Below are 25,259 nucleotides of genomic sequence, written 5' to 3'. Positions count from 1 at the left end.
TGTGATATACTTTGCTTGAAAAAACTAAAAGCGTGATAAACTTATGCAGCCAAACTTAAATGAGCAGAATTTTAATCAAATAGATTTGAATTTTTTCCTCGAAAACAACAATAACTTTGACGACGAAAATGATAACGGAATTGTTATCTTAACGCCGAGTCAAAAAGTTATTTGCGACGAATTGAATTCTCAGCTTGCCCTTTATTCTCCTCAGCATAAAGAAGTATTCCAAAAACGAATGGGAGATTTAAAAAGGCTCGTTACTGCGATAATGGAATTTCCTTCTCTGCTTTCCAAAGCAAAACTTACGGCAGAAACAAGAACGCCACAAGACATAATAGAACTTTTGGTTGACAGCTCGTCCGACTACGGCCGCACTTTTATTCAACTGCCGAGCAAAGCAACTTTAGGAAAAGGATTTTTAACTGCGAAACTTCACACTTTTTCTTCGCTTGCAAAATTGGCTCAAAACATAAACGACACAAAAGACTTGAATGCGAAAAAAGATGACTCGTCTGCTGAAAAAAATAAAATTTCAGAAAAACTGATTCAAGCATTTAAAGACGAAACTGTTTCGATGATGTTTTTGCTTTTGGTCGAAGATGTATATTTAAATCTCGTAAAAGACGATTCTTTGGATATTGATTTTAGACGGCAATTAGGAACTTCGCTCCTTTTGCTTTGGGAGCACAGGGCAGATCAAAATATTGCAGACATTGCACCGGTTTTAACTTGCGTATGGAAAGCGAGACGAACCCTTGCGCCAGCTTTTGGCACTATGATGGGAACGAGTGAACTTATAATGTTTTCGTTCCAGATGGATGAAGTTTGGACACAATTTATTCGCACTCAACTAAAAATAACAGAAGTAAGTCAAGCGATGGAGGAATTTTTATTTGGAATTTCATACGAGCAGATAAAAAAATTAAAACTTCTCCTGCGCGAAAAAGGAATCGGCTCCATCGGTCGAAATGAAGTTTCTAAATTTTTAGGAGAAGATGTAAAAACAGATTTGAGTGGCGATTACAAAGATTTTTACAGCCAATATTCAATAAGGCGCGACAACGCAAGGGCAAGAAAAAGGCTTAATCTTGAAGGTCCGCACAGAACTTTAGAAGACCATTTTATCCGATTCGTTATGGAGCAAAACCGGGAGAAACAAAATAATGACACCTTTGCAAAATAAGGAAAAATCCGATTCTACTGTTGCAAAAAAGAAAATTCCGTATCACTTTGGAGAAAAAATTCGTGCAGTTAGAGAGCGAAAAGGACTCACCTTAAAAGCTGTAGCTTTAGATGCCGGAGTTTCAGAAAGCCTTGTAAGCCAAATTGAGCGCAACAAAGTAAGCCCAGCAATCGACACACTTTTGACTTTAGCAGATGTTTTAGACATAAATTTGGAATTTTTGTTTGAAGAATATCACAAAGAACGACCTGTAGAAGTTACCCATAAAAATGAAAGGCGAAAAATAAAAGAAGGCGAAATAATATATGAAGAAATCGTTTCGCCACCAAAGACAGACAACCAAAATTATTCGCTGGAATCTTACGAAATAACAATTCCTGTAAAAGAGCAAACTCATAGAGGTTCATACGGACATTTAGGAAGAGAAATCGGTTATATATTAGAAGGAAAATGCATTTTGCAATATGAGAATTTGACTTACGAGTTAGAAGCAGGCGATAGCGTATCTTTTTCTGCAAGTTCGCCACATACGCTAATAAACGCAGGCTCAATTCCTTTAAAAGCGATTTGGGTTGTAACTCCACCGCAGAGATTTGTGCATTAGTCAGCATAAAGAAATGCAAATAATGCTGTCGTTTCTTTACTCACAAAGTTTGCTTTGCAAACTTCTTTCATCCATTTTAATGGGAGAAGCGTTATGATAAAAAAACATTTTTCAAAAAAAAATAAGCAAATTGCTTTCAAATTTCTTATAGCTTCCTTTGTATTTTTATTTTGGAGTTGTGCAAGCTTATTCCATTTAGATAGAAGATTTTCTCCATATCAAAAAGAATCGTACATTCCGCAAAATATTGAATGGCAAGCCATAGACAGATGGGCAGAGCATTTTGTCTTTCGCGGAAAAGAAATTCCATTGATTTATCATTTGGTAAAAATAGATTTATCTTCAAAAGAACTAAAAATTTCCGGGTATCCAAATCAAACTACAAAAAAACGAGCGATTTCTGCAAAAAAACTTTCAAAACTTTTTTCCACAGGAATTTTTGTAAACACAAATCCTTACACAGTAGGTTTTTCTCCAAAAAAAATAATTGGAATCCATAAAATTGAAGACGAAAAATTTGCAGATGAGGCTTTTCAATACAGTGCACTTGCATTTAAAAAAGAAGATGATGGCGGTTTTTCTGGGAGAATAGTCGAAAATCAAAAAGAAGATGAATTTTTAGATTTTGATTACGCATTTGGGGGATTTTTTACAATTTTAAAAGATGGCAAAAAAAGATATTTTTACGAAACCAGAGATTCGAGGAGCGCTGGCGGATTAAGTGCAGACGGAAAGATTCTTTATATTCTTGCAGTCGAAGGCGAAAATCACAAAAAGAGTTTAGGGCTTTCCTATCCTGAATGTGCAGACATATTTTTGGAATTAGGCGCAACAGATGCGTTGGAATTTGACGGTGGTGGTTCAACTTCGCTTTACATAGATGGTAAAAATATTCTGTCTTATGGCTCAATACGCAAAAATGCGGCATACGTTCACTTCTTTACAGAACAGAGTATAAAACACAGTTTTAATTGACCCTACTAACTTAATCAAGTATATTTCTAACTATGGGTATTGCAACAAGCCAGCAGATTCAAAGATACTACGATCAGTACCGCGATACAGAGATAACGTTTACAAAAGACATAATCCGCTCAATGTCCCTAGATCCTCGTCAAATTTACATAAAGTGCAATCAAGGGCAATGGCCTTGTATAATAAATTCTACATCTTTTATCCATGCAAAAATCATAGTAGGCACAAACGGTGGAGCATATAAGGCACTTTCCAACAGAGAAACTTCCGGAATAAACCTTCGCTTTTGTTTTTTTGAAACAGATAACCAGTTGATGAGTTTTTTTGTAGCAGGTTCTGTAACAAATATAGTTCCCTATATGAATTCAAGCGAATTGGCTGTAATCACTTTGACTTTTTTGCAGCGTCCACCAGATGATTTAATCGAAGCTGTGGGCAGGCTTTTGGAAGCAAATTCAAATGCAATTCGCCGAAGAGAAGAGCGAATTCTGATAAATGACGATTCAAAAAGAAAATTGGGGTTAACAAAAGAAGAAGCGATTGTTGTCGTTCAAAATGTGCCGCGCCACTGCATAGTGCGAGATTTATCATTTTCTGGCGCAAAGATAATTTTGCTTGGACTTTCGCAGTTTTTAACAAATAAACCTGCACAATTACGGCTTGAATTTGATGAACCGTCCGAAGTTATAACTTTAGAAGGCGTTATAGTTGCAGCAGAACTTATTGCAGGAAGAAAAGACATAGTAGCCTGCAGCATGAGTTTTTCTGAAAAAAAGGTTCCGCTTTCATACAAGTTGCACGTAAATAACTTTTTAACAACAGTTAGAAAAACGCAACTTTCTGCAAGCGACCAGATTGCTATGCAAAGAGCAGAACAGGCAAGAATCGCTGCGTCACAGATTTAAAAATTAAGGAAAATTTATGAAACCCGTAAATCCGTTAGAGTCGGTTTATTTTTTATCCCTGCCAGAGAATTTTAATTTTTCAAAAGAGTCCTTACACCTTGACCCAACAATTCCGCTTCCTGTGCAAAAAAAAGACGGTGATTCTTCGAGCAATTTTGACATCTCTCAATTAAAAGAAGAGCAAATTCTTGCAGGGCTTCTTGCTGTAATGGCATACGACAGCGAAAACAAAAACATACTCTACTATCGTTCGATTTTAGCAAAGGTAAGGCCGAATTTAAAAAAAGAACTCACAGAGGCGGCGATTCTAAAAACTAAAAATCAGGATTATGAACTTGCAGAAGAAATTTTTGCTTCTTTGCGCGGTTTTGATCCAGAAGATATTGCAACAGTTTTAAACACCGCGGTCTTTTTTGACCAGAGAGCAGATTCATATAGAAATTCGGGACTCACAGAAGATGCCGACGCCTACGATGCCGATGCAATTTTTTATTACAAGCAGGCAATGGAAAACGAACCTGCAATCCCAGATGCTTTTTTTAACGCAGCGTTTTACTATCTAAAAAAGCGTTTATTTAAAGAAGCAAAAAGTTGCCTGGAAACATATCTTGCCTTAACCTGCGATACAGATGATGAAGCCATGGGCGAAAACGGAATTTATAAGAAAAATCGTGCACAGGAACTTTTGGACGAAATAAGCAATCAAAATTTAGAAGATGAAAGTTATAAACTTGCCTACGACTGTATAAACAAAGGCGAAGTTGAAAAAGGACTTGAACAAATTCACAAATTTTTAGAAAAAAATCCAGAAGTCTGGAACGCCTGGTTTATGCTTGGCTGGGGATTACGGCAAAAAAAACGATATGCCGATGCAATTCTCGCTTTTGAAAAAGCCTTAAGTTTAGAAGGCGGACAAAAAGCCGACACCTACAACGAACTTGCAATCTGCTACATGGAAGAAGATGACTTAAAAAAAGCAAAGTCTTCCTTAGAAAAAGCGCTTGCTTTGGAAAACGAAAATACAAAAATAATTTCAAATCTTGGATATTTAGCTTTAAAAGAAGGAAACACAGCGCTTGCAGCGGCGTATTTCCAGACCGTGTTGGAATTTGATCCAGAAGACCGCATTGCAGCTAGCGAATTGGCAAAACTTGATGTATAAAAAATCGCTCTTAATTCCTTTTCTCATCCTATTCTTTTCTATTTTTACAGCCTGCGCACAAAAGTTGCAAACTGCGACACTAAAAATACAGACTCAAGACAAGCGAGAATTAAAAATAAAGGTTGAGCTTGCTATAACACAAGAAGAGCGGAATCACGGTTTTATGGAAAGGATAAAAATTCCAGATGGAACGGGAATGCTTTTTATATTTGAACGCGACCAGATTTTAAGCTTTTGGATGAAAAATACTCCACATCCGCTTTCTATCGCCTATATCGACAAAAATGGAAAAATCCGCGACATCTTCGACATGACACCATATTCACTTGCAAGCGTAACAAGCACAGTAAGCGTGCGCTATGCATTAGAAGTTCCGCAGGGGTGGTTTGCTAAAAACAATATAAAAGAAGGCGATTTTTTAATACTTCCGTAAAAACAGTAGGTTTCGCAAAGTCTAAAGAATGCATCGAATTTAAAAAATGAGTGGGCGTATGCAAAAGTGTCGTCTTTTCAAAAAATGCATCGCCCTCTTTCTGCAAAATCCGTTGAATCTAAGAACCCGCAAAATCAAAGGCTTTCAAGAAAATCATCTATCGCTTTTTCTTCATAAGTTTTTTGAACAGACGACGCGTCTTGCATTTTCTTAAAAGACTTATTATCCAAATATTTTAAAGTTAAAGGCCGCTCTAAACTCAAGCAAACCGAATCGTTTTCCCAAACGCTTTTTTTTGGATTTATGGAAGTAGGATTTCCGTATTTTTTTACCAAAGAAGAAAAAACAGAAGCGTGATCTAATTTTTCTTCATTCAAATTCAAAGTTATAGAAAAAAGTTTTTCATCAACAAATTGAAACCAACATCTTGTAAAAAACGAATAAGGATTTTTTGAAGCATCTGTTTCTATCAAAACCTGCTTGCTTTCTGGAGCAAGGCTTACATCCCTGTCGCCAAGATATCCAAAATCAGAGTCCGCTTTTAACACTTTTTTTACTTCTTCTACGCTCATCCCAAGTTTTATATTTTTATAGCCGTTAGGTAGAGCAAAACATAAATGCGTAAACCCAAAAACAAGTACGAAAAAGAATAGAAACTTACAAAAAGATGATTTTATCATTTTTTACTCTGCTTGCGGAAAAATGCACTCTGCTTTAAAAGTTCAAGGCAATCCAAAACCAAAATTTTATTTTCCGAAGTCAACCTGATGTGGGGGTCCATCATAAATTTATAGAGATTTAAATTCTGCTCGCTTTGAGTAAGACCACACATAGTTGCAATATCCTGCGGAGTTAAATCCGTTTGATATGGTGCTTTTGATTTTGAATTGATATTCACACGAGATTTTTCAATCTGCAAAGCAAGCATATCAAGCATTCTTTCAACAGGATTATGCAAAAGGCTGTTCACGAGTTGTCTCTGCGTCTGGAAGAGTCTTTCTGCAAGCATAGTTGTAAGGCGTGCTATAAGCTGTGGCTGAGTTGCAACCATTTGATTAAAGTTAGATTTATTTACAGTCATAAGTCTGCATTCATCTTCTGCAATAGCACAGGCAGAACGCGGTTTATTTTCCAAAAGAGCCATCTCTCCAAACATATCGCCTTTTTTTAAGATTGCAAGTGTAATTTCCGTTCCATCAACAATCCTCGAAATCTTAACCCTTCCATCTTGAATTATAAACATATCCGCACCAGACTGATTTTCTGTCATAATCATAGTGTCTTTAGGATAAACTCTCAAAAGGTCCTGATTTGATTCAAAGTAGACAGCCTTGCTTTTTGGACGCAATGCGGTAAATCTTTCTTTTGCTTTTTGCAGATTAATGCCCTTAGGGTTTTCCTTTATGTATTGATAGTAGGCAAAAATTGCGATGCTAGGCTGCTTTATATTATCATAGTATGAAGCAATTCTAAAAATTTGCTCAGTAGATTGCCTTGCCGAATTCTTCAAAGCTGCCTGCATCAGAGTATCGTTTAATTGACGCATTCTGTTTGCAAAAGTGCGTATAATCTTCATAGCAACAGGAGTATTGCGTTCAATCAATTCTGGATATTGATCTCGACGAACAGAAATACATACAACATCAGAAAGCGCAATTACAGTGTCAATCTGCGAATGATTCGACATGCAAGAAATAACGCCTATAAAGTCGCCGGGTCCTAAAATTTCAGAATTTTGAGCGGAAACCTTTGCTTCCCTATGAACTTGCACATTCCCCGACTGAATTATATAAAAAAGGTCGTTTTGGGGCTTTCCCTCCACAACGATATAAGAGCCTTTTCTAAAATTAACAAATTGCAGTTGTAGCACGTTATTTCCCATCAAAATTAATTATAGCAAAGTAAATGATATTTGTAAGCATTCAATTTAAAAACTTAGATTTTTATTTTTATTGGCGTTCCGCCACTCGCTGCACTCGTGCCGTCGCTACGTTTCGGGTTCCGCATTCGCTCCAGCCTCCTCGCTCGCATTTGTTCGCTGCGGTGGCCTTGCGCCCTGCACATCGCTAACGCTTATCGTCAGCCCTTAACTTTCAAAAATATTTCAAAACCAATTCAGTGTGGCTATTTTTTAAGAATATTTCATTTATTTATAAATTTTTACTGTACAAAAATGCGATTTCCTAATTTATAATTTTTATATGTTAAATTTTTATTATTACGCTCCCACGAAAGTTGTTTTTGGTAAAAACACAGAAGAAAAAGCTGGCGAACTCGTAAAAGATTTTGGTGGTTCTAAAGTTCTCGTTCATTTTGGTGGAAACTCTGCTAAAAAATCTGGACTTTTGAATCGTGTCATAAACTCGCTCAAAGAAGCAGGTCTTACGTTTTTTGAACTTGGAGGTGTTGTTCCAAATCCTCACTTAAAAAAAGTTCAAGAAGGAATCGACCTCGTAAAAAAAGAAAAGATCGATTTTATTCTTGCCGTTGGCGGTGGCTCTGTAATCGACTCTGCAAAAGGCATTGCAATGGGTGCTTTGACAGAAAAACCTGTTTGGGACTTCTACCTTGGAAAAGAAAAACCTGGCAAATGCCTTCCTGTCGGTGCAATTTTAACAATTTCTGCAGCAGGCAGCGAAATGTCGTGTTCATCTGTAATAACTAACGAAGATGGTTTTATAAAACGCGGACTCAACAACGACTATTACAGACCAAAATTTGCGATTCTAAACCCAGAACTTACAATGTCGCTTCCAGCATATCAGACTTTTGCAGGCTGTGCCGACATCCTCATGCACACAATGGAACGATATTTTGCACGCGACAAAGACCATTCTATGATGGTCGATTCAATCGCAATCGGCTTGCTAAAAACGGTAATTTACTATTCAAAAATCCTTGTAAAACGCCCAAACGATTACACTGCACGCGCAGAAATAATGTGGGCAGGCAGTTTAAGCCACAACACGCTAACAGGTCCTTTTGGGAACGGCGACTGGGCAACACATCAACTTGAACACGAATTGAGCGGCATGTTTGATGTAACACACGGAGCAGGTCTTGCAGCGCTTTGGGCAACCTGGGCACGCTATGTTTATAAGGAAGATTTAGAACGGTTTGTAACTTTTGCGACAGACGTATTTGGAATTCCTGCTCCAAAAACACAAAGCGGCAAAGACGATGTTGCAAACGCAGGAATCGATGCAATGGAGCAATTATTCCGCGATATAAATATGCCAGTTTCTATCCGCGAATTAAAACTGCCAGAATGGAATGAGCAAATCATCGAAAAACTTGCAGAAAAAGCGAGCTTTGGAAATTCACGCACACTCGGCGCCATAAAAAAACTGGACAAGTCCGATATGAAAGAAATTTATCGCCTCGCATATTAAATTTTTGATAAAAGAAAAAAAGCGAAAAATCCGATTGGGTAACATATTTTATTAATCAATGTTAGGAACACGCCTTTAACAGACGAAGAAGAATATTGAAAGTGGCTAATGCTATAAGTAAATACAATGATTTATGAAAATATGTTGCCCCAAAAACAAAACTATAGTATTTGTTAATAATTGATAAGGACTACAATGGATTATGTAGCATTGCTCAGAGGTATCAATGTTGGAAACTCTGTAAAAATTAACATGAAAGAATTGAAAATATTATTTGAGCAATGCGGTTTTTCAAACGTTACAACATATATCAATTCCGGGAATGTCATTTTTAAATCAAATGACAAAAAAAATATTATCACACAGAATATTGAAAAATCATTACATATAACGACCGGGAATGAAGTAAAAGTATTGGTAAAGACAAAAACTGAAATGATAAAAATAGCAAATACTATCCCCAGCAATTGGCAAAATAATGATGAGCAAAAGACCGATGTAGCGTATTTATTTGAATCAATAGATAATGAAAATATAATAAATGAATTACCAATAAAAAAGGAATATATACAATTGATATATGTTAAGGGTGCGTTAATCTGGAATGTTCAACGAAAAGATTATAATAAAAGTCATTTAAATAAAATAATATCGCATAACTTATATAAAGATATGACAATACGAAATGTTAATACGGCTCGATATCTTGCAAAATGCTAAAAGAAAAATGATGCTCGATGCGAAAAGAAAGCGATTCGGCCATATCAACAAAAAAGAGTTGCCATAGGGCGATTGCTTGGTCAGATTGATTTACGCGGTATGACAGCAGTAGAAATCGCTGAGAAAAATGTTTGCTTAAAAAAACTTCGAAGCCGTTTTTATTCAAGGTATATATAAATCAATCGTATGCATACGGATTTAAGTAGCAACAAAAATAAAATTCAAAGCTAATAACTTTGCATATGATGGCAGAAAACCTTCGGTTTAGCATTAGTTATATGTACGCATCGCAGATGTACAAGTTTCCGCATTACCTGCAATAACGAAATGTGCTACACCAAAAAAGGAAGATAAAATGAGAAAGCATTATTTAGACAATATTCGCTGGATAACTGTCGTTGTCGTTGCTTTGTATCATGTTATTTATATGTATAACGCAGAAGAAATCCCTGGAGTCGTTGGAAAAATTACAAATCTCGATGTGCAGTATTACGATGTTTTTCTGTATGCGGTTTATCCGTGGATTATGATGATGCTTTTTATTGTTTCAGGAATTTCTTCACGCCTGTATCTTGAAAAGAATTCCGATAGTGAATTTATAAAAAGTCGCACTACAAAACTTCTTGTGCCATCAACTGTTGGTTTATTTGCGTTTCAGTTTATTCAAGGATTTTTGAATGCTTCTATTAGTGGTGTTTTTATAAATCAGGAAATGCCTTTTTTTGTAAAAGTGTTAATCTGCATTTTAAGCGGAATAGGCGTTTTATGGTATATTCAGCTTTTGTGGATATTTTGTGTTGCATTAGTTTTTGTGCGAAAAATTGAAAAAGACAGATTGTGGAATTTATGCAAAAGTCCAGCAAGTCAAAAAACTTCTATAATAAACACAGGGAAAACAGCATTAAATATAATCGCAATGTTTTTGATTATGTTAATTGCCGCTCAGGTTTTAAATACTCCGCTGATTGTTGTTTACAGATTCGGTTTATATGGTGCCGCATTTTTGCTCGGGTATTTTGTTTTTTCACACGATGAAGTGATTGAAAAATTAAAGAAATCTTTTGCTCCTCTTTTAGTGATTGCAGTCGGTTTAGGGATTGCATTCTGTATAATTAACTTTGGAAAGAACTATGCAGATAAACCAGTCAACTGCTCTTTATTGTTTGTCGCATACGGATATTTTTCGTGTCTTGCAATTTTGGGCGGTTTTTCAAAATATTTCGATTTTGAAAATAATTTTACCTGCTGGATGAATAAGCGCAGTTTTGCTCTTTATGTTTTTCATTATCTTGGAATTTCTTTTGTAGCGGTTTTTCTTGCTAAACCGGGTCTAATTCCAGCATTTGCTGCGTATCCCTTATCTCTTATTGCAAGTTTTGTTCTTTCTTATTTATTGAATGAAATAGTTTCGAGACTTCCATTTTTTAGGTGGGCAGTTTTAGGAATAAAAAAGAAAAAAAATTCTTCTCATGTATCACCTGCTACAAACGGAAACTGATACACTTGAATAGATATCACATATTAAGATAAAAATCGCCTAACACAGTTTTACGACCTGCGGTCGTTTTCTGTAGGGAAATTATTAAAACATCGCTTTGCGACTGGAGAATCAAAACTGAGATTTTTGCTATCGCAAAAAGGTCTGTTTAACTCATTGTTAGTTTGATATCTGCACCGAAGTGCAAAAACAACAATTGCTGGACTGAAATTTTATGAATGATAATGAAAAAGAAGTAATTGAATTTTGGAAATTTTTAGAAATTCTACAAACAAAAAATTTTAATCCGCAGAAAGATGAAAAAGAAAATAAAAGCAGAAAATGCAAAGTTTTAAAAAATACATATGATTTAGAAAAATTAAAGCGAGAAAATAGAAATAATTCAGATTATGATTTTTGTTGCTACTCTATAAAGAAATCTATTATTGAAGAGTATTTTATAAAAGAAAAATCGAATTTGAAAAACAATTAAAAATTGTAAAACAGGAATTAAAGAAAATTGATTCAAATGTAACATTAGAATATTTATGTCGAATTAAATATGGAGATATAAACGAGCAGGCAAAGGTTCAGACAGAGCGTCCGCCAAATCTTAGCGAAAAATATGATATAGAAAGAGAAAAATTATTCTGTAAAGCTATCAATTTGCAGAAAGCATTCGTTCTTACATCAACTTGTTTATCACAAAATTTATCTATTTTAAGAAAATGTTTCATACCTCCTGAAAATAAGGAAGAAAGACTTTCAGAAATTCAGAAACAAACAGTTTTTACAGATTGTTTTTTATCATTGTTTTTTTTAGTTCCTGTTATTTCTTCAACATTTGCTTCAATTCAAAAAATGCTTAAATATATTAACGAACCAAAGAAAATTGGAACATTAATCATAGATGAATCTGGTCAAGCTACTCCACAACAAGCTTTAGGTGCAATTTATAGATCTCAAAAATTTGTTATTGTAGGGAGATCCGATGCAAGTAGAACCTGTTGTTACGACAAGCCCAGAAGTCTATGAAGATTTTCTTAAAGATAAATTCTCTTTAAATATAGAAAAGTATGCTTTAAATATTAAATCAGAATCTGTTCAGACTTATGCAGATAGATTAAATCCTTACGGTTCTTACATAGAATCTCAGGCAGATATACAGCCAGTTTGGGTTGGATGCCCTTTAATTGTTCATAGACGCTGCATAAATCCAATGTTTGATATTTCTAACGAATTGTCTTACGGCGGAATGATGATAAATTCTACGGCTTCCAAAGAAAAAGATTTTTTGCTTCAAGAATCTTGTTGGATTGATATTAGCGGAAAAGAAACAGGAAATAAAAATCATTTTATTTTAGAACAATATGGTGCTGTAAAAAGCTTACTTGAACAAAAGGAAAAAACTTCCGAGACGACTATGTTTATTATCACACCCTTTGTAAGTGTAAAATCAGGCTTCAAAGATATAAAAGATATTCAAATTGGAACAGTACATACTTTTCAAGGAAAAGAAGCAGATGAAGTTTTCTTAGTTCTTGGTTGTGACAAAAATTCAAAAGGCGCGATTAATTGGGTAAATGCCAATATAATTAATGTTGCAGTTACCAGAGCAAAGTATAGATTATATGTGGTTGGAGATTGGAATTTATGGTCATCTAATAAAAATGTTGCGCTTATGCAAAACCATTTACCTAGAAAAAATATTACAGATTTTATTCCAGAGATAAAGAATGAGGAATCTAAAATGTCAGAGATAATAAAAAATGAACTAGTAAATATTTTAGAAAAAATTGAACAAATGGAAGATGAAGCCTATGAGAAAGGAAGAAAGTCTGCATTTGAGGAACTAGCTGAAAAGATGAAAAATGAGAAAATCTCTTCGGATATGATTGAAAAAATTACAGGAATAAAGATTGAGGAAGATTACACTTACGAAAAATTTATAAATACTTATTCAAAAGAAGATTATTCTATTACAGTTACGTTTTATAAAGAATAGGCGAATTTTAAAATTAATGGCAAAAAGTTTGGATGGAATACTGGCGATAAGCGTTTTTCTAAAGCTATACTTGATGCAAAATTGCCGCCGGAATTTATTGATGATTTGGAAAACTTATTATCTTCTTTATCTGTTGAGCAAATGTCAGAATATTGGGCTTAAATCTTGAATCTTAGAGGAGAATTACGAATGTTTTTATTGAATGGTTCCTCTGCAAAGAAAAGACGAAGCAAAATCTCTCGGTGCTAAATGGAATCCAGAACTAAAAAAATAGTATATCCAAAATTCCAATTAAAAGCAGTTATTTGACAAACTGTTGTGGCAACTGTAATTCTCTGCAATGAAATCATTTTTTATTTTCAGAAGTTGATGTAACAAGCAATGATAAAAACGTTTTTTTGAAACGATAATCTGTCTTTTCAAAATCGCTCTATGTGCAACAGGTTTACACATAGAGTTTATCATTTCAGTTTCTATTCTGATTTTATATTTTTTTTCACCCTGCTTAACACTTAGCTATGGAGTGCCAGTGATATTTCGTGCTCCAGTGCCGGAAAATTATCCCGTGCTAGTTTATAGGAACAGCCATTGCAAGTCCAAAAACAACAGTGGAAAAAATCATAACAACAACTGCTGGAATATTTTCCTCAACAAGTGAAATCACAATCATCAAAAAAGACAAGACCGATATGCTTATCCAAATTCAAAAACTGATGAATGTTTTTATCCACATAGTCATACACAACTCCTTTCTGAATCTTTACAGATTGCTTTTTATAAAAAAATAAAAAAATGGACACGGCAGAAAATAGGGATGGGATACATCCACCATGCCCAAAATGCTTGATGAAAGCAAAGATAGTATAAAAAAAAACCGCTGGCATAATTTAACAGTGCTTAAAAGATTGCTTGACTTCTGAGACTTGCAAAAGTATTATGCAGATAAAGGTAAGGGAAAGAAGAAACCAGGTATAAAAGCGCTGGGATGGCTCAGTTTGAGGCATTTGCAGTTTGTTTTGAAACAAACCTCTTTTTCTTACCTTATTTTATTTCAATAAGTTGATTCCGCATATTTTCTATTATTGAGTCTAACTACCTGTCGCTTCCGAGTTGTGCGTTCACAATCTTGCATGTAAGAGGGGGCAGTCATTTCTCTTCTTCCCCGTCAGCCTTTTTTCATAAGAGTGGGTTTAATCTCCTTCTTGAACTGTTTAAAAGTTGTGCCGTTTTCTATCTGTTTTTCGATGATAGATGTTTGCGATGTGGTTTATATGCAAAAAGACTGGAAAAACTCAAAAAGCGCAAAAATAGAATTAGAATATGTGAAGAAAAATAAAAAACAGATTTTCTATGAGGATGAAAGAATATAACCAATGGAAACGATTGTATTGTTAATTTATATAACAATTATTTTATCTATGATGATTCCCCATTAAGAAGCATAGTGGGATGGACAATTTAGAAAAAATAAAACTCAAGATAAGAAAACTTTTAGATCTATCAAAATCGTCGAATGAAAACGAAGCCTGTGTCGCATTTGAGAACAAGTTGATGTGTTTATGGTAAGTGAGATGTATAAATACTTATCTCGAACAGTTGAGCGAATGTCACAGAAAAATATATGGAAAAAGGCGAAAAAGAACTTACTCCAGAAATCAAAAAGCTTTTTGCCAATACACTTAAAATAAAAGTTCATACATCTGAAGGAGATTCGCAAGCTTGCCAGAGTATGCAATATCTAGTGGCTTCTTATGTTCATGCATTGGAAGAAGGGAAACCTGTTATTGAACTGCCAGAGTGGGAGGACAATTTAAATGGAATTACCATTATTGAGTAGGTATGAGCTTATGTGGATTTTAGTTTTTTTTGATTTACCTGTTGTTGAAAAATCTGATCAAAAGGCAGCGACTGCTTATAGGAATTTTTTATTAGATAACGGATTTTCCATGGTTCAATATTCAATTTATACAAAACTATTTTCTGGAAAGGATGCCTGTGAAAAATACTATAAAATGATACAAAAAAACTTGCCTGCGCAGGGAAAAGTGGATATTCTAACGATAACGGATCATCAATATGGAAATATTATCAGTTATCATTCAAGAGAAAAACAACAAAAAAAGCAGAACGAACAACTCCTTTTATTCTGATAATCGCACAAAAAAAATCCGCCTGATGAGTTGTATTTCCATACAAAAAAAGAAAATACATCAGACGGATTTTAACTGATTAATTTTTCTGGTCAACCTGCAACTGTTAAGTCGTTTTCATTGATAAAAATAGGATTTTAACTGATTAATTTTTCTGGTCAACCTGCAACTGACTTGCGTATGTTGCGTTACGCAATGTTATTTTAACTGATTAATTTTTCTGGTCAACCTGCAACAAAAGGATTGTTGACAATAGGCGTATAACAATTTTAACTGATTAATTTTTCTGGTCAACCTGCAACAGGTGAGAACCTTGAATACAGGACAATTCAATTTTAACTGATTAATTTTTCTGGTCAACCTGCAACTTGAGAATGACATTAACGAAAAACGTATCGATTTTAACTGATTAATTTTTCTGGTCAACCTGCAACAAAGTCGTTTGCGACAACGCTTATTTATTTATTTTAACTGATTAATTTTTCTGGTCAACCTGCAACATAACGTGTAAAGGCGATTAAAAGGTAGAATTTTAACTGATTAATTTTTCTGGTCAACCTGCAACGAACAGGAAGTCGGACTGTTTTCTGGGTGTATTTTAACTGATTAATTTTTCTGGTCAACCTGCAACTTCAAAAGTTGGTTGCCTGCGATTGTTTCGATTTTAACTGATTAATTTTTCTGGTCAACCTGCAACAACTGTTAATACAACAGTAATCGCAAGTGGATTCTAACTGATTAATTTTTCTGGTCAACTTAAAATATTTTATCCTCACATCGATAAACCAAACGGCAGCAAACCAGACATTAAATAATGCTGAAGAATTGGGAGTTGAAAAGTTTGAAGTTTCCGCTCATATCGGCTCAAGACCAGAATACGAAGAATGGCAAGGGAAGATTTTCACAAAGAAAGGATTGTACAGCATTTGCGGACTGGGGAGTACGACAGGATTGTGCGGAATAAACTGCCGCCATTCATTTTATCCCTACTTTGAGGGAACAAAAGAGCATTACACACAGGAGACGACTTAGACGAAATGGCAAGCAAGACAGTAACCTGCAACGGCGAGGAACTATCATACTATGACGATGAGCAAAAACTTAGAGGCATAGAACGAAACATAAGGCGATATAAACGGCAAGCATTAACGCAGGAAGCGGCAGGAGTAGACAACACAAGAGCAAGGCAAAAGATAGGTGAATGGCAGGCAGCCGCACGAGATTTTACAAAGCAAACAGGAATAACACGAGACAGTGCAAGGGAATATGTAGGAACAAGCGGAAAACAGCTTAGAGGAATTATACAAAAACCAGTGGCACAACCGAAACCGACGGCAACAACTAAAGCAATGTCGGCATTGATGGACAACCCGAAGAGTGCGACGCGAGCAACGCTGGAAAGATTAGGCGTAGAAGTAAGGGAGATAAAAGCATTTGAAACACCGCTAACACAAGAAGCCATTATAAAACGCATCGCAGGTGGAGACAAAACAAAAGGTAGTTGCTCTTCGTTGGGCTTTTCATACGCGGCAAATAAGGCGGGGTTTGATGTTTTAGATTTTAGAGGGGGCAACAGTTGCAAAATATTCTCACAAAAAAGCACCATTGAAGAAATCTCAAAACTAAACGGCGTAAAAAGCAAAGTTTTAAACGAGTTTAACGACTTCACCGCCGCCCATAAACTTTATATGGAAATAGAAGCAGGAAAGGAGTATTATTTTGTAGTGGGCAGACACGCCGCAATAATTCAAAGAAAATACGGCGACTTGTACTGGCTCGAAATGCAATCAGTAAACGCCGATTATAATACATGGCATATTTTGGATGATGATGTTTTTAAGCATCGCTTAAAATGTCAAAAAAGCCATACAGTATATAAAAAAGGTATCAAGTATCATCTTTCTTGATTGATATTGAATCATTAGGCAAAAATAAAGAGTTTATCAGATTGATGAAGTACATAAACACAAGCGACAGTACACAACAAAAAGGAAACGGAGATTATGCAAAATGACAGATAACGAAGATGAGGGAATCTACGAATATGAAAACGGCTTTGATTTTTACAAAGATAATGTATATGAAAAAATATGGAGCGTAGAAACGCCAGAAACAAGAGATAGTATAGGCGAATTTCTTTTCTCGTTTGACAAAAAGAACATATTTAATTTTTGGACAGACTATCCCGAAAAACTGACCGTCGAGCAAATAAGTATTTTCAAAAATGAATATCCCTAATTAGCACGATTAAAAACAACACGCAACAACTAAAAACCCCCTTCGACGCCCCTAAAAATATCCCTTCCTAAAAAAAACAAGGAAAATTTCCCTCTATTTTCCCCTAACTTCCCTAATCTTTTATTTTTCTCAAATGACTATATAGGTAGAGGAAAAAAGCAATGTCAATTACAGCAATAATAACGGTAGGAATATCCATAGCAACATTCCTGCTGGGCATAATCTACAATATTTCAGAACATTAAATGACAGCGATAGAATTTTTACAATCCGAATTCTCTCCTTTTGACGATGTGGAATTAGTTTGCACTGATTGGTTAGGTTATAAATTGAACTGTCATAAATTCTGTGTAAATGGCAGAGTTTAATTAAATTCAGGGGCTTTGGCACATTGCAAGTGCAACAGTAAAAATAAATAAAAAAACTATATAGAAAGTTTTAAGACTAAAACCATCAAATGGGTCTTCTGTAAGTCGACTTATCAAATAATGCCAGAGAAGAAAAATTTACCCCAAACGCTTCTTATAAAAAATATCTGCAAAAACAGGAAAAAAGCGTAAGCAAAAATCGGATTCATGAAGGAACAACTCCGGGGAAATGTTGCATTGTTACTTTTTCTGACAAAAAGAGCCATTTCCTGATGGCAAAAGTATTGATAAAGTTTCATCTCAGAAAGTTCATGATGCTATAAAAGAAGCATTTAATGAAAAGGGAATCCATCCAAAAAGAAGAGTTTTTGACAACGGCTCTGAATTTTCAAAATTTATAGAACTGGAGACAACGCTCCAAACTTCTATTTATTTTGCAGACATTCACAGCCCATGGCAGCGAGGCTCAAACGAAAATATAAATGGTTGTTTACAGTCCTTTCTGCCCGGAGTATAGACTTTAGAAATTTGGAAGACGGCTATTTAGAAACAGAAGTTTTTCTTTTAAACAACCGTACTAGAAAATGTTTAGTTTTGAAGTCATCTCATGCAGCCTTTTATTGCACTTGGCTTTGAAAGTTACCATACCCACCTTTTGCGTGACGTTCGTTTCAGGGATCCGGCTTTCGCCTACGACCACGCCGTTGGCGTGTTTTCGCTTCGCTCACCCTTCCATTCGCTACCACGTTAATTCTGCTTCAAAAGAAGTTCCATCTTCAGTCTTTCCAACTAAAATTATAACTTTCGCATCTTCATCAATTTTTCCAAAAATGCTTATCTTTTGATTGAACATCGCTTCCTTTGCAAAATTTATCCTCACATCTTTAAATTCCTTATCCTGAAATTCAAAAGGAAGTGCATCCATCGCAAAAGCCGCATATCTGGAATTATTTGTATGGCCGTTAGCATCCAAATCTGTAAACTTTATCGTTCTCTCATCTAAAAGTTTTAAATCTTCTGGAAGGTTTATCTTTCCGTACGGCAAGCAGTCGTGCTCAGTTTGGTAAGTTGTGGGCTTCCTAAGTTCCATTGCGTCAAATTTTTTAATCGGCATTATCTTTCTCGCCTTTAGGTCAACCAGGAGCCAACTTGTAATTCCGCTCACAAGTTTTTTCCCATCTTCGCTGTTTATTTCAAACGCACGCACAAATTGCAAAGGCTCGCTCTTTTCTTCCCAAGTGTGAATCACAATGTGCTGGTTTTCCTTAGGATATGAGTGAAATCTAAAACTGTCGCGAGAAACCAGAATTGCAATCCCATTGGCTGCCAAAGTCTCGCGGCTCATATTTCGCCTGTTAAAATCTTCAACGGCAACATCAGTCGTAAGCTTTAAAAGTTCATTCAAACTTATGTTTTGATTTGGATTGCACTGGCTAAAATAAACCATAGTTTGACTGTGATAAAAAAGGTTTTCGTCATGAAATTGGCGATAATTTATTTCTTTTGGAATTAAGTCATTCATAATTCTGCCCGTAGATAAATATTTTTAATACGAAAAATTATATTACTTTGAAATAGATTATAAAAGTGTTATATAAGATTGGATATTCAATAACGGCCAGTTCCCCAAAGCCAGCCATCGTCGCGATTTTCAAAAAACCAAAATTCTCTGTCATAAGTCATTATAGAAAAATTATAGGCAGAAATTTCGGAGCCTATAGGAATTGGAACCAATTTTTTAAAACGTCCAGCTTTTAAGATTTTATCAAGGTCGTCGACATTATAGAGTTTTTTAGAAAGTTTGCGGGCAGTTTTTAAATCGTTAAAGCAATAAAAAGTTGCCTTTAAAGTCGTAGAACCGTAAGGAAGTTCAACCTCGACAATTTTGTAATCCTTTGAAAAACTGTATGTGCAAAGAAAAATAAAAATCGCTAATAAAAAAGATTTTTTCATCAATATAAAAATCGAAAAAAAAAGCTCGGAACATTAGTCCGAGCCTTTCATAAAAATAGTAAAACTTAAAGCGATTTTCTTACATGTTCGTTGTGTGCTTTATCTCTAAAATACTGAGGGATACACCAAATTCCGACTGCAATAAGAGCAAGTCCCAAAATCAAAAGAAGAACAGGAATTGCCATGTAAGGTTCAAGATTTCCAGAATTTGTTAACATCAATGTTTTTGCAAATGCCCAAATATGAGTAAGCCCAAAAATGAATGCTACAACAGCTTTAGCCATAAAGTTCTTTACCAAAAAAGTAAAGATTGCAAAAGCGATAAACATAACTTGTGGCAAAATATAAGCTCCAACTCTGTAGCCATAAAGCGCCCCAGCAGGATTCCACACATAAGTAAATATAGAAATTTGTCTTTCGCCGTATAGAGGATATTTTTCCTTTATGGGAACATCCCAATCCTTAAATTCGCCATATTTAATTTCAGAAGGCCAAGAAGACCTGTCCTTTCCAGTAACACCTATAGGGAGTTCTGCCCATGTTTTACCAGCATCTTCAACTTCTGATTCTATTTTTGTAGAATTTGTGAAAGGAACAAGTTGTACAACAAGAACTAAAAGCAACAAAGCAAAAGAAACTGTGTTGTATTTGTTGAAAAATTTCATAACGAATATCCTCCAAAAGATATCTTCAAATCAATGACTGCATTTTATCTGAGTGTGTCATTTTTTTCAACACAGAAAAATGTAAAATACTGCACTCAAATTTAAAAATATCGCACGTTAAAAATGCGTACGATATTTTTATAGCAGTAATTTTTAGTCTTATGATTATTTTTGAGAAAATTGCCCTACAAGCTCTGGAAAATCATAATTCTTTTCCACAAAATACCTAAGGTCAAAATCTTCGTGCGTAACCACTACCAAAATCGTAGCATGTTCTGCAAGATAATCGGAAATTACTTTCATGACCAAAAGTCTGGTGTCAAAATCGATGTGGGCAAAAGGCTCGTCCAACAGAAGTATATCTGGTTTTGCAGTAAGCGCCCTTGCAATATCAACCCTCTTCATTTCGCCAGAAGAAAGCGACTGCGGATAAATTTCCAAATGAGAAGCAGAAAGCCCAACCTTTTCAAGATTTTTTGTAAAATCTTCGAGGCTTCCTTCAATTCCTGCATTTAAAAGTTGTGCAAAAGATTCTTTTATTTTTAAATCTGGAAAGAATGAAAACCTTGAATCCTGCTGAACGACAGCCATTCGCCTTCGGAACGGCATAAATTCTTTAGGGTCTTTTCCCCTTTCGGTGGGCTTTAACGCAACCAAATCGTTGCCTTCCATGAGAATTTTTCCGCCAGTTTCATCCAAAAGCCTAAGAATCGCTTTTATTGTAGAAGATTTGCCACAACCAGAAGGACCTGTTATTCCGTAAACAGTTGAGCGCTCAAAAGTTAAATTTAAGCCTTTAAATGCGGTGAACTTTCGCTCTCCAAAAATTCCGCGCTTGTTATACGACTGCGAAACATCCTGAAGTTCAATCGCTGAACCAGAAGCCCCTTTTTTTGCTTCAGGCTTTTGATAGCCTTCCATTTCTGGAAGAACTGCGAGTTTTTCAAGAATTCCATCTTTTAAAATAAAATGCTGCGTTAAAGTGAGGCGTTTTATAAAATCCAAATCGTGACTTACCATCAAAAAAGTTTTTGATTTATCGCTTAGAATTTCCTTGTTCAAAAACTCAACGAAATTTTTGCGAAGATTTCTGTCCAAATTTACAGTTGGTTCATCCAAAAGAATCAGATTTCCCTGCCTTGAAAGCAAAATCATCAATGTAATTCTCTGCATCTCGCCACCAGAAACTTCATCGGGATAAAGGCGGGCAAAAGCTTCAAAATCCAAATTGAAGTATTCTTTTAAACGCTTAACGATTACTTCTCTGCATCCTGGCGAAAGAAGATTTTGATTTTGGTCTAAAGTCAAGGCTGGATTCATAACCTGTGCAGTTTCCGCAGGAATAAACATAAGCCCGGACTGCTCAATTTGTGTCCAACGCAAAAAATCCTGCTTTTTACCAGAAATATAACCGTCAAATCCGTTAACTTTTAAATTTCCTTCAAAATTAAAAACCGTCATAGGTAAAATTCCTGCAACAGACTTTAATAGAACAGATTTTCCCGTTCCTGTTGGTCCCATTATTACAGTGGAAGTTCCTTCTTCGATTTTTAAACTGCAATTTTTTAGAGTAAGCCTATCGCCAAGGTGGATTGAAAAATTGTCTAGTTCGATTGGTGTCATGCTTCTTCCCCCTTATCGTTTAAGATGATTAGGAATGCAACGCTTATTGCAATCAACAAAATTGAAGGTAACCAGAACAAAATAGGACTTCCTCCGTCAAAAGACCAGAGTATTGTCTTTCTAAATGCCGCTATCAACGCACCCGGACTTAAGTGATTTGGAGTTCCATAAGTTCCAAGTCCAACTTGAATTACAAAACCAAACGAGGTATCCAAAACCAAAGTTTTTAAAAGAATTCCTGCTGCGACGCGCTTTAAAGTATCTTTTATCAGCGAAGTTCTCATTAAAACTGCAAGAATTCTATTTTTTGTAAAACCATAAGAGCGAAAAGAAACGCTGTACTTACGATTGTAAAGGTCAGAAAGCGGAATTGAAATGCTTCTTACCGCTTCTGGCAATGTCGTAGCTGTTGCCGCAAGCACAAAAACAACGAGCGAAAGCAAATTCGATTTTGTTCCAGAAGAAGTTGCTAACGCACCAGAAACAGGAGCATAGCAAAACAGCGCTATCAAAATTGAAGGAATAGATTCAATCGCATTTAAAATATTAGAAAAAAATCTTCCCACGCCCATCGACAAAACGCTTAAATAGCCTAAAACAATGCTTATTAACATTGCAAAAAGCATTGTCGTTATCAAAGTTATTCCCAATTCCCTAAACGAAAGAAAAAGGGATTTTAAATAGCCAAAATTTGTCAAAGTTTCTGACGCAATGCCTTCAAAAAAAGTTTCTGGAATCCAGGCCAAAAACAAGGGTAAAATCAATATTGCGACAAAAACTATTTTTAATATGTTAGATTGCTTTTTCATACCACCTCGGATATATAAGAAAGAGGATTGCCTTTACTAAAAAAGATACCACGGCATTTACGCACAAAAGTATAAACACAGAACTTACCAGCAAATCTGTATTTGTAGAGATGAGGGCATCAATCAAATTGCTGCCAAGCCCTGGAAAACTAAAGGCAATTTCTGCAATGGTAACAGAGCCGATTATTGCAGGAACTTTTCCAGCAAGGTAAGGAATAAAACGAGGCAAACTCGAAGAAAAAAGATAGCCTGAATAAGTTCCTGGTATTGGGAAAAATCTTCCTAAATTGTGTCCAAGAGTCGAAAAGACTATTGCGTGAGTCTGTTCAACTTGGATCATCATATCTGTCTTTAAAAAATTTGCTGCATCCCAAGAAAGTCCGCCACAGATTACGGTCATCAAAGCAATGAACAAAAAATTTACGCTGCCTATCATCGAATATGCAAACCAAAATCCAACAAAAAGTGGAACCGCTGCAAGCATAGACGCCAAAAGACTCAAAACGTATTCCAATCTTTTGCCGCTTTTTTCTCCGTGATGAAGAGCCATATAGCGGCTTGTAACCGCAAAAGAAGAAGATGTTAGTGCGATGATTATTACAAAAACCAAGGAAATCAAGGCGAGTGGCAAAGTTACCGCAGCACCTGAAGCGATAATCTGAGCAGAAGTAAAACCAGGGTGCATTATAGAATAATCTTCTGAGCCGGAAATCAACATCAAAAATGATTTTCCAGCATTTAAAAATTCGTGACCAGAAGCACCTATAGCCAAAAGATAAAGTGCTGAAAGAGCAACTGTTCCTACCAAAGCAAATATTGCACCATGCAGAATCAGTTCCCTAAATAAAAAGCGCAAAAAACGCATTGTTACTCCAATATGCGATATTTAAAATTAAAAGCGAAAAATAAAAAGCTTGAATTTTAAACTCGACAGGATGCCACAAGTAAACAAACTTGCGACATCCTCGAAAATTTTAAATTTAGTTCTTAAATGTCCAATCTTCTGCAGAAAGGAAAGGATTGTCTGTTGCTATAAGAATGTTGTTCAAACCACGAGAATAAACATCCTTTTGCAAAGAGCAAAGATAGAGTGCTGGTGAAAGTTCTGAAATTCTCTTGTTAATTTTTAAAGTAAGGTCAACCCATTTTACAGTTTCGTTTGCCTTTTCCCATTCATCAAAAAGAGCGTTCAACTTGCTGTCAGAAATTCCTGTAACATTTTCTGAACTCTTAGAGCGATACAAACTTCCCATGCTTGAATAAAGATTGTCAAAACCTTCTCTGTACATGAGAGCGAGTTCGTAAGATTTTTCTTTGTTTACCATACGGTTAAATACTTGATCACCTGTGCGACGAGCTTCTACTTTAAGCCCGATTTCTTCAAGCTGTTTTGCAACGCCTTCTGCCATCTGTTTTCCAAATTCTCCCATTGAATCTGGATAGATAAGGATTGCATTCTGTCCGCTTATGCCACTATCAGAAGCAACTTTTTTTGCTTTTTTAATATCGTATGGCAAAAGATTTGGAACCTCTTCTGAAACATATTCAGGAACGCTCACTGCAAAAAGATTTGAAGGGAAAGGTCCGCCGTTTAGGACAACACCATCCTTCTGATCTGTAATTCCTGGTATCAAATTCTTCCTGTCTAGCGCCATTGCCATTGCCTGACGACTTTCTGCATTAGGGAAGTATTTTGAATTTATTACAACATCGTAAAATGCGTAAGGCATATAAGAGTTGATATCTACATTATCGATTTTAGCAACAGACGCTCTGTCCATTGGGTTTGTTTCCAAAATCATATTTATAGAACCTTTGCGCAATTCATTCATACGAACGATTGGATCTATAGTTCTTTTGATTACCAAAGAATCCGCTTGAGGAACTTTTTTTACAGCGCCGTAAAGACCGTTTGCTTCAAACGTAAGCCACTTTCCAATTTCCCAACTTACAAGTTTAAAAGGACCTGTTCCGATTGGAGCAGTTGCAAATGCTCGCTCATTTTCGCCTTCACGAAGATTCACGTTCATCTCTTTTCCATTAAAGTGATGAGGAATGATTTTAAAAGTGAGTACTGGATATGCACGGAACTCTGGAATTGGATTTTTAAAGAGAATTTTTACAGTCTTTTCATCTTGTTCAGAAACATCTTCGATAAACGAAAGTATGTAATCTCTCTTTGGAGAGTTGTTTTCTGGCAAAGTGTATGCCTTAAAAGAATAAACTACATCGTCTGCTGTTAATTGTGTTCCATCGTGCCAGGTAACATCGCGAAGGGTTACGGTATATGTTTTTTTGTCCGCAGGATTTTGCTCAATGCTTTCTGCAAGTGCGAGTTCTGTATACAAAACCCCATTGCCCTTGGTTGCATCCTGAGTAACTTCAAAATTTGTAAGACCGTCAAAAATCAGCTCTGCCGCATTTAGACCAGAAGTATTCTGTTCAAGAACCGGATTAAGAGAATCTGGTAAAGTTGATACTGCAACAGTCATTCCTTTTGGCTGAGCCTTCCAAATTGCAATTCCAACAACAGCCGCAACAACTGCAACTGCAACTATAATTATGGCTATTAAACTTTTTTTAGACATCTTCAT

27 protein-coding genes and 1 CRISPR repeat array are annotated in these 25,259 nt (G+C 35.6%); of the genes, 18 read left to right on the top strand and 9 right to left on the bottom strand.

The features are described 5' to 3' along the window. Positions 1-43 precede the first annotated feature (43 nt). The 6 genes from FXX65_RS09295 to FXX65_RS09270 all read left to right on the top strand — a co-directional run bounded on the left by FXX65_RS09295 (position 44) and on the right by FXX65_RS09270 (position 5,265). Positions 44-1,186 carry a hypothetical protein gene (locus tag FXX65_RS09295; RefSeq protein ID WP_147616037.1) on the top strand — a complete coding sequence of 381 codons (1,143 nt, stop codon included), beginning with the start codon at positions 44-46 and terminating at the stop codon, positions 1,184-1,186. Beyond that, complete coding sequence (locus FXX65_RS09290) at positions 1,167-1,790, top strand: cupin domain-containing protein (RefSeq protein ID WP_147616036.1); 624 nt, start codon at positions 1,167-1,169, stop codon at positions 1,788-1,790. The genes FXX65_RS09295 and FXX65_RS09290 overlap by 20 nt, the downstream gene beginning before the upstream one ends. Positions 1,791-1,883: 93 nt before the next feature. Next, a complete protein-coding gene (locus FXX65_RS09285) occupies positions 1,884-2,765 on the top strand; it encodes a phosphodiester glycosidase family protein (RefSeq protein WP_147616035.1) in 882 nt (293 codons plus the stop codon). Positions 2,766-2,797: 32 nt separating this feature from the next. Then, positions 2,798-3,670, top strand: coding sequence for a PilZ domain-containing protein (locus tag FXX65_RS09280; RefSeq protein ID WP_147616034.1), 873 nt, complete (start codon positions 2,798-2,800; stop codon positions 3,668-3,670). Between the two features lie 16 nt (positions 3,671-3,686). Next, positions 3,687-4,832, top strand: a complete 1,146-nt coding sequence (locus FXX65_RS09275; protein WP_147616033.1) for a tetratricopeptide repeat protein — start codon at positions 3,687-3,689, stop codon at positions 4,830-4,832. Next, positions 4,825-5,265: a DUF192 domain-containing protein gene (locus FXX65_RS09270; RefSeq protein WP_147616032.1), complete on the top strand. Its 441-nt coding sequence runs from the start codon at positions 4,825-4,827 to the stop codon at positions 5,263-5,265. The genes FXX65_RS09275 and FXX65_RS09270 overlap by 8 nt, the downstream gene beginning before the upstream one ends. Positions 5,266-5,399: 134 nt before the next feature. On the opposite strand, the gene FXX65_RS09265 is transcribed toward FXX65_RS09270, so the two are convergent. Together FXX65_RS09265 and FXX65_RS09260 are read right to left on the bottom strand one after the other, a co-directional pair. Beyond that, on the bottom strand, positions 5,400-5,945 hold the full coding sequence (locus FXX65_RS09265) for a hypothetical protein (protein WP_147616031.1): 546 nt from the start codon (positions 5,943-5,945) through the stop codon (positions 5,400-5,402). Then, the gene (locus FXX65_RS09260; RefSeq protein WP_315968400.1) at positions 5,942-7,147 is read right to left on the bottom strand and encodes a Crp/Fnr family transcriptional regulator; all 1,206 of its coding nucleotides are present in this window, start codon (positions 7,145-7,147) and stop codon (positions 5,942-5,944) included. Before FXX65_RS09260 ends, FXX65_RS09265 begins: the two co-directional genes overlap by 4 nt. 319 nt (positions 7,148-7,466) lie before the next feature. On the opposite strand from FXX65_RS09260, the gene FXX65_RS09255 reads away from it, so the two are divergent. The 12 genes from FXX65_RS09255 to FXX65_RS09210 all read left to right on the top strand — a co-directional run bounded on the left by FXX65_RS09255 (position 7,467) and on the right by FXX65_RS09210 (position 17,247). Continuing rightward, complete coding sequence (locus FXX65_RS09255; protein ID WP_147616030.1) at positions 7,467-8,657, top strand: iron-containing alcohol dehydrogenase; 1,191 nt, start codon at positions 7,467-7,469, stop codon at positions 8,655-8,657. A 195-nt stretch (positions 8,658-8,852) separates the two neighbouring features. Beyond that, positions 8,853-9,377 carry a DUF1697 domain-containing protein gene (locus tag FXX65_RS09250; protein ID WP_147616029.1) on the top strand — a complete coding sequence of 175 codons (525 nt, stop codon included), beginning with the start codon at positions 8,853-8,855 and terminating at the stop codon, positions 9,375-9,377. A 355-nt stretch (positions 9,378-9,732) separates the two neighbouring features. Continuing rightward, the gene (locus FXX65_RS09245) at positions 9,733-10,875 is read left to right on the top strand and encodes an acyltransferase family protein (protein ID WP_147616028.1); all 1,143 of its coding nucleotides are present in this window, start codon (positions 9,733-9,735) and stop codon (positions 10,873-10,875) included. A 214-nt stretch (positions 10,876-11,089) separates the two neighbouring features. Beyond that, positions 11,090-11,347 carry a hypothetical protein gene (locus FXX65_RS09240; RefSeq protein ID WP_147616027.1) on the top strand — a complete coding sequence of 86 codons (258 nt, stop codon included), beginning with the start codon at positions 11,090-11,092 and terminating at the stop codon, positions 11,345-11,347. A gap of 498 nt (positions 11,348-11,845) precedes the next feature. Further along, positions 11,846-12,859 (top strand): C-terminal helicase domain-containing protein, encoded by a 1,014-nt coding sequence (locus FXX65_RS09235; RefSeq protein WP_147616026.1) that lies wholly within the window; start codon positions 11,846-11,848, stop codon positions 12,857-12,859. Between the two features lie 202 nt (positions 12,860-13,061). Continuing rightward, positions 13,062-13,133: a DUF5710 domain-containing protein gene (locus tag FXX65_RS09840; RefSeq protein WP_222704230.1), complete on the top strand. Its 72-nt coding sequence runs from the start codon at positions 13,062-13,064 to the stop codon at positions 13,131-13,133. A 928-nt stretch (positions 13,134-14,061) separates the two neighbouring features. Beyond that, complete coding sequence (locus FXX65_RS09230) at positions 14,062-14,229, top strand: DUF4406 domain-containing protein (protein ID WP_147616025.1); 168 nt, start codon at positions 14,062-14,064, stop codon at positions 14,227-14,229. Positions 14,230-14,480: 251 nt separating this feature from the next. Then, a complete protein-coding gene (locus FXX65_RS09225) occupies positions 14,481-14,696 on the top strand; it encodes a hypothetical protein (protein WP_147616024.1) in 216 nt (71 codons plus the stop codon). Then, a complete protein-coding gene (cas2, locus tag FXX65_RS09220) occupies positions 14,674-15,009 on the top strand; it encodes a CRISPR-associated endonuclease Cas2 (RefSeq protein WP_147616023.1) in 336 nt (111 codons plus the stop codon). Before FXX65_RS09225 ends, cas2 begins: the two co-directional genes overlap by 23 nt. Positions 15,010-15,077: 68 nt before the next feature. Further along, a CRISPR array of direct repeats spans positions 15,078-15,772; the repeat unit is 36 nt; unit sequence ATTTTAACTGATTAATTTTTCTGGTCAACCTGCAAC. Between the two features lie 62 nt (positions 15,773-15,834). After that, positions 15,835-16,041, top strand: a complete 207-nt coding sequence (locus FXX65_RS09810) for a phage minor capsid protein (RefSeq protein ID WP_281282665.1) — start codon at positions 15,835-15,837, stop codon at positions 16,039-16,041. 5 nt (positions 16,042-16,046) lie between these two features. Beyond that, positions 16,047-16,916, top strand: a complete 870-nt coding sequence (locus FXX65_RS09780; RefSeq protein WP_281282664.1) for a phage minor capsid protein — start codon at positions 16,047-16,049, stop codon at positions 16,914-16,916. A gap of 103 nt (positions 16,917-17,019) precedes the next feature. Further along, positions 17,020-17,247, top strand: a complete 228-nt coding sequence (locus FXX65_RS09210; protein ID WP_147616022.1) for a DUF7675 family protein — start codon at positions 17,020-17,022, stop codon at positions 17,245-17,247. A gap of 1,107 nt (positions 17,248-18,354) precedes the next feature. Here the strand turns inward: FXX65_RS09210 and FXX65_RS09200 are convergent. The 7 genes from FXX65_RS09200 to FXX65_RS09170 form a co-directional block, all read right to left on the bottom strand. Next, a complete protein-coding gene (locus FXX65_RS09200) occupies positions 18,355-19,137 on the bottom strand; it encodes an acyl-[acyl-carrier-protein] thioesterase (protein ID WP_147616021.1) in 783 nt (260 codons plus the stop codon). An 86-nt stretch (positions 19,138-19,223) separates the two neighbouring features. Continuing rightward, positions 19,224-19,568, bottom strand: a complete 345-nt coding sequence (locus tag FXX65_RS09195; RefSeq protein ID WP_147616020.1) for a hypothetical protein — start codon at positions 19,566-19,568, stop codon at positions 19,224-19,226. A gap of 65 nt (positions 19,569-19,633) precedes the next feature. Beyond that, complete coding sequence (locus FXX65_RS09190) at positions 19,634-20,233, bottom strand: hypothetical protein (protein WP_147616019.1); 600 nt, start codon at positions 20,231-20,233, stop codon at positions 19,634-19,636. A 165-nt stretch (positions 20,234-20,398) separates the two neighbouring features. Next, positions 20,399-21,856, bottom strand: a complete 1,458-nt coding sequence (locus tag FXX65_RS09185; protein WP_147616018.1) for an ATP-binding cassette domain-containing protein — start codon at positions 21,854-21,856, stop codon at positions 20,399-20,401. After that, positions 21,853-22,665 (bottom strand): hypothetical protein, encoded by an 813-nt coding sequence (locus FXX65_RS09180; protein WP_147614135.1) that lies wholly within the window; start codon positions 22,663-22,665, stop codon positions 21,853-21,855. The genes FXX65_RS09185 and FXX65_RS09180 overlap by 4 nt, the downstream gene beginning before the upstream one ends. Next, complete coding sequence (locus FXX65_RS09175) at positions 22,649-23,530, bottom strand: ABC transporter permease subunit (RefSeq protein WP_147614136.1); 882 nt, start codon at positions 23,528-23,530, stop codon at positions 22,649-22,651. The genes FXX65_RS09180 and FXX65_RS09175 overlap by 17 nt, the downstream gene beginning before the upstream one ends. Positions 23,531-23,645: 115 nt before the next feature. Continuing rightward, positions 23,646-25,259 (bottom strand): ABC transporter substrate-binding protein, encoded by a 1,614-nt coding sequence (locus FXX65_RS09170; protein WP_147616017.1) that lies wholly within the window; start codon positions 25,257-25,259, stop codon positions 23,646-23,648.

This window comes from Treponema pectinovorum (assembly GCF_900497595.1).
Taxonomy (GTDB): domain Bacteria; phylum Spirochaetota; class Spirochaetia; order Treponematales; family Treponemataceae; genus Treponema_D; species Treponema_D pectinovorum.
Note: the sequence above shows the minus strand (reverse complement) of the source record. Positions and strands in the feature narration are given on the sequence as shown.

Excerpts from the sequence above, each read along its gene's own strand:
- FXX65_RS09295 (WP_147616037.1), top strand. The coding sequence starts at position 44 with ATGCAGCCAAACTTAAATGAGCAGAATTTTAATCAAATAGATTTGAAT.
- FXX65_RS09290 (WP_147616036.1), top strand. The coding sequence starts at position 1,167 with ATGACACCTTTGCAAAATAAGGAAAAATCCGATTCTACTGTTGCAAAA.
- FXX65_RS09285 (WP_147616035.1), top strand. The coding sequence starts at position 1,884 with ATGATAAAAAAACATTTTTCAAAAAAAAATAAGCAAATTGCTTTCAAA.
- FXX65_RS09280 (WP_147616034.1), top strand. The coding sequence starts at position 2,798 with ATGGGTATTGCAACAAGCCAGCAGATTCAAAGATACTACGATCAGTAC.
- FXX65_RS09275 (WP_147616033.1), top strand. The coding sequence starts at position 3,687 with ATGAAACCCGTAAATCCGTTAGAGTCGGTTTATTTTTTATCCCTGCCA.
- FXX65_RS09270 (WP_147616032.1), top strand. The coding sequence starts at position 4,825 with ATGTATAAAAAATCGCTCTTAATTCCTTTTCTCATCCTATTCTTTTCT.
- FXX65_RS09265 (WP_147616031.1), bottom strand. The coding sequence starts at position 5,945 with ATGATAAAATCATCTTTTTGTAAGTTTCTATTCTTTTTCGTACTTGTT.
- FXX65_RS09260 (WP_315968400.1), bottom strand. The coding sequence starts at position 7,147 with ATGGGAAATAACGTGCTACAACTGCAATTTGTTAATTTTAGAAAAGGC.
- FXX65_RS09255 (WP_147616030.1), top strand. The coding sequence starts at position 7,467 with ATGTTAAATTTTTATTATTACGCTCCCACGAAAGTTGTTTTTGGTAAA.
- FXX65_RS09250 (WP_147616029.1), top strand. The coding sequence starts at position 8,853 with ATGGATTATGTAGCATTGCTCAGAGGTATCAATGTTGGAAACTCTGTA.
- FXX65_RS09245 (WP_147616028.1), top strand. The coding sequence starts at position 9,733 with ATGAGAAAGCATTATTTAGACAATATTCGCTGGATAACTGTCGTTGTC.
- FXX65_RS09240 (WP_147616027.1), top strand. The coding sequence starts at position 11,090 with ATGAATGATAATGAAAAAGAAGTAATTGAATTTTGGAAATTTTTAGAA.
- FXX65_RS09235 (WP_147616026.1), top strand. The coding sequence starts at position 11,846 with ATGCAAGTAGAACCTGTTGTTACGACAAGCCCAGAAGTCTATGAAGAT.
- FXX65_RS09225 (WP_147616024.1), top strand. The coding sequence starts at position 14,481 with ATGGAAAAAGGCGAAAAAGAACTTACTCCAGAAATCAAAAAGCTTTTT.
- cas2 (WP_147616023.1), top strand. The coding sequence starts at position 14,674 with ATGGAATTACCATTATTGAGTAGGTATGAGCTTATGTGGATTTTAGTT.
- FXX65_RS09780 (WP_281282664.1), top strand. The coding sequence starts at position 16,047 with ATGGCAAGCAAGACAGTAACCTGCAACGGCGAGGAACTATCATACTAT.
- FXX65_RS09210 (WP_147616022.1), top strand. The coding sequence starts at position 17,020 with ATGACAGATAACGAAGATGAGGGAATCTACGAATATGAAAACGGCTTT.
- FXX65_RS09200 (WP_147616021.1), bottom strand. The coding sequence starts at position 19,137 with ATGAATGACTTAATTCCAAAAGAAATAAATTATCGCCAATTTCATGAC.
- FXX65_RS09195 (WP_147616020.1), bottom strand. The coding sequence starts at position 19,568 with ATGAAAAAATCTTTTTTATTAGCGATTTTTATTTTTCTTTGCACATAC.
- FXX65_RS09190 (WP_147616019.1), bottom strand. The coding sequence starts at position 20,233 with ATGAAATTTTTCAACAAATACAACACAGTTTCTTTTGCTTTGTTGCTT.
- FXX65_RS09185 (WP_147616018.1), bottom strand. The coding sequence starts at position 21,856 with ATGACACCAATCGAACTAGACAATTTTTCAATCCACCTTGGCGATAGG.
- FXX65_RS09180 (WP_147614135.1), bottom strand. The coding sequence starts at position 22,665 with ATGAAAAAGCAATCTAACATATTAAAAATAGTTTTTGTCGCAATATTG.
- FXX65_RS09175 (WP_147614136.1), bottom strand. The coding sequence starts at position 23,530 with ATGCGTTTTTTGCGCTTTTTATTTAGGGAACTGATTCTGCATGGTGCA.
- FXX65_RS09170 (WP_147616017.1), bottom strand. The coding sequence starts at position 25,259 with ATGAAGATGTCTAAAAAAAGTTTAATAGCCATAATTATAGTTGCAGTT.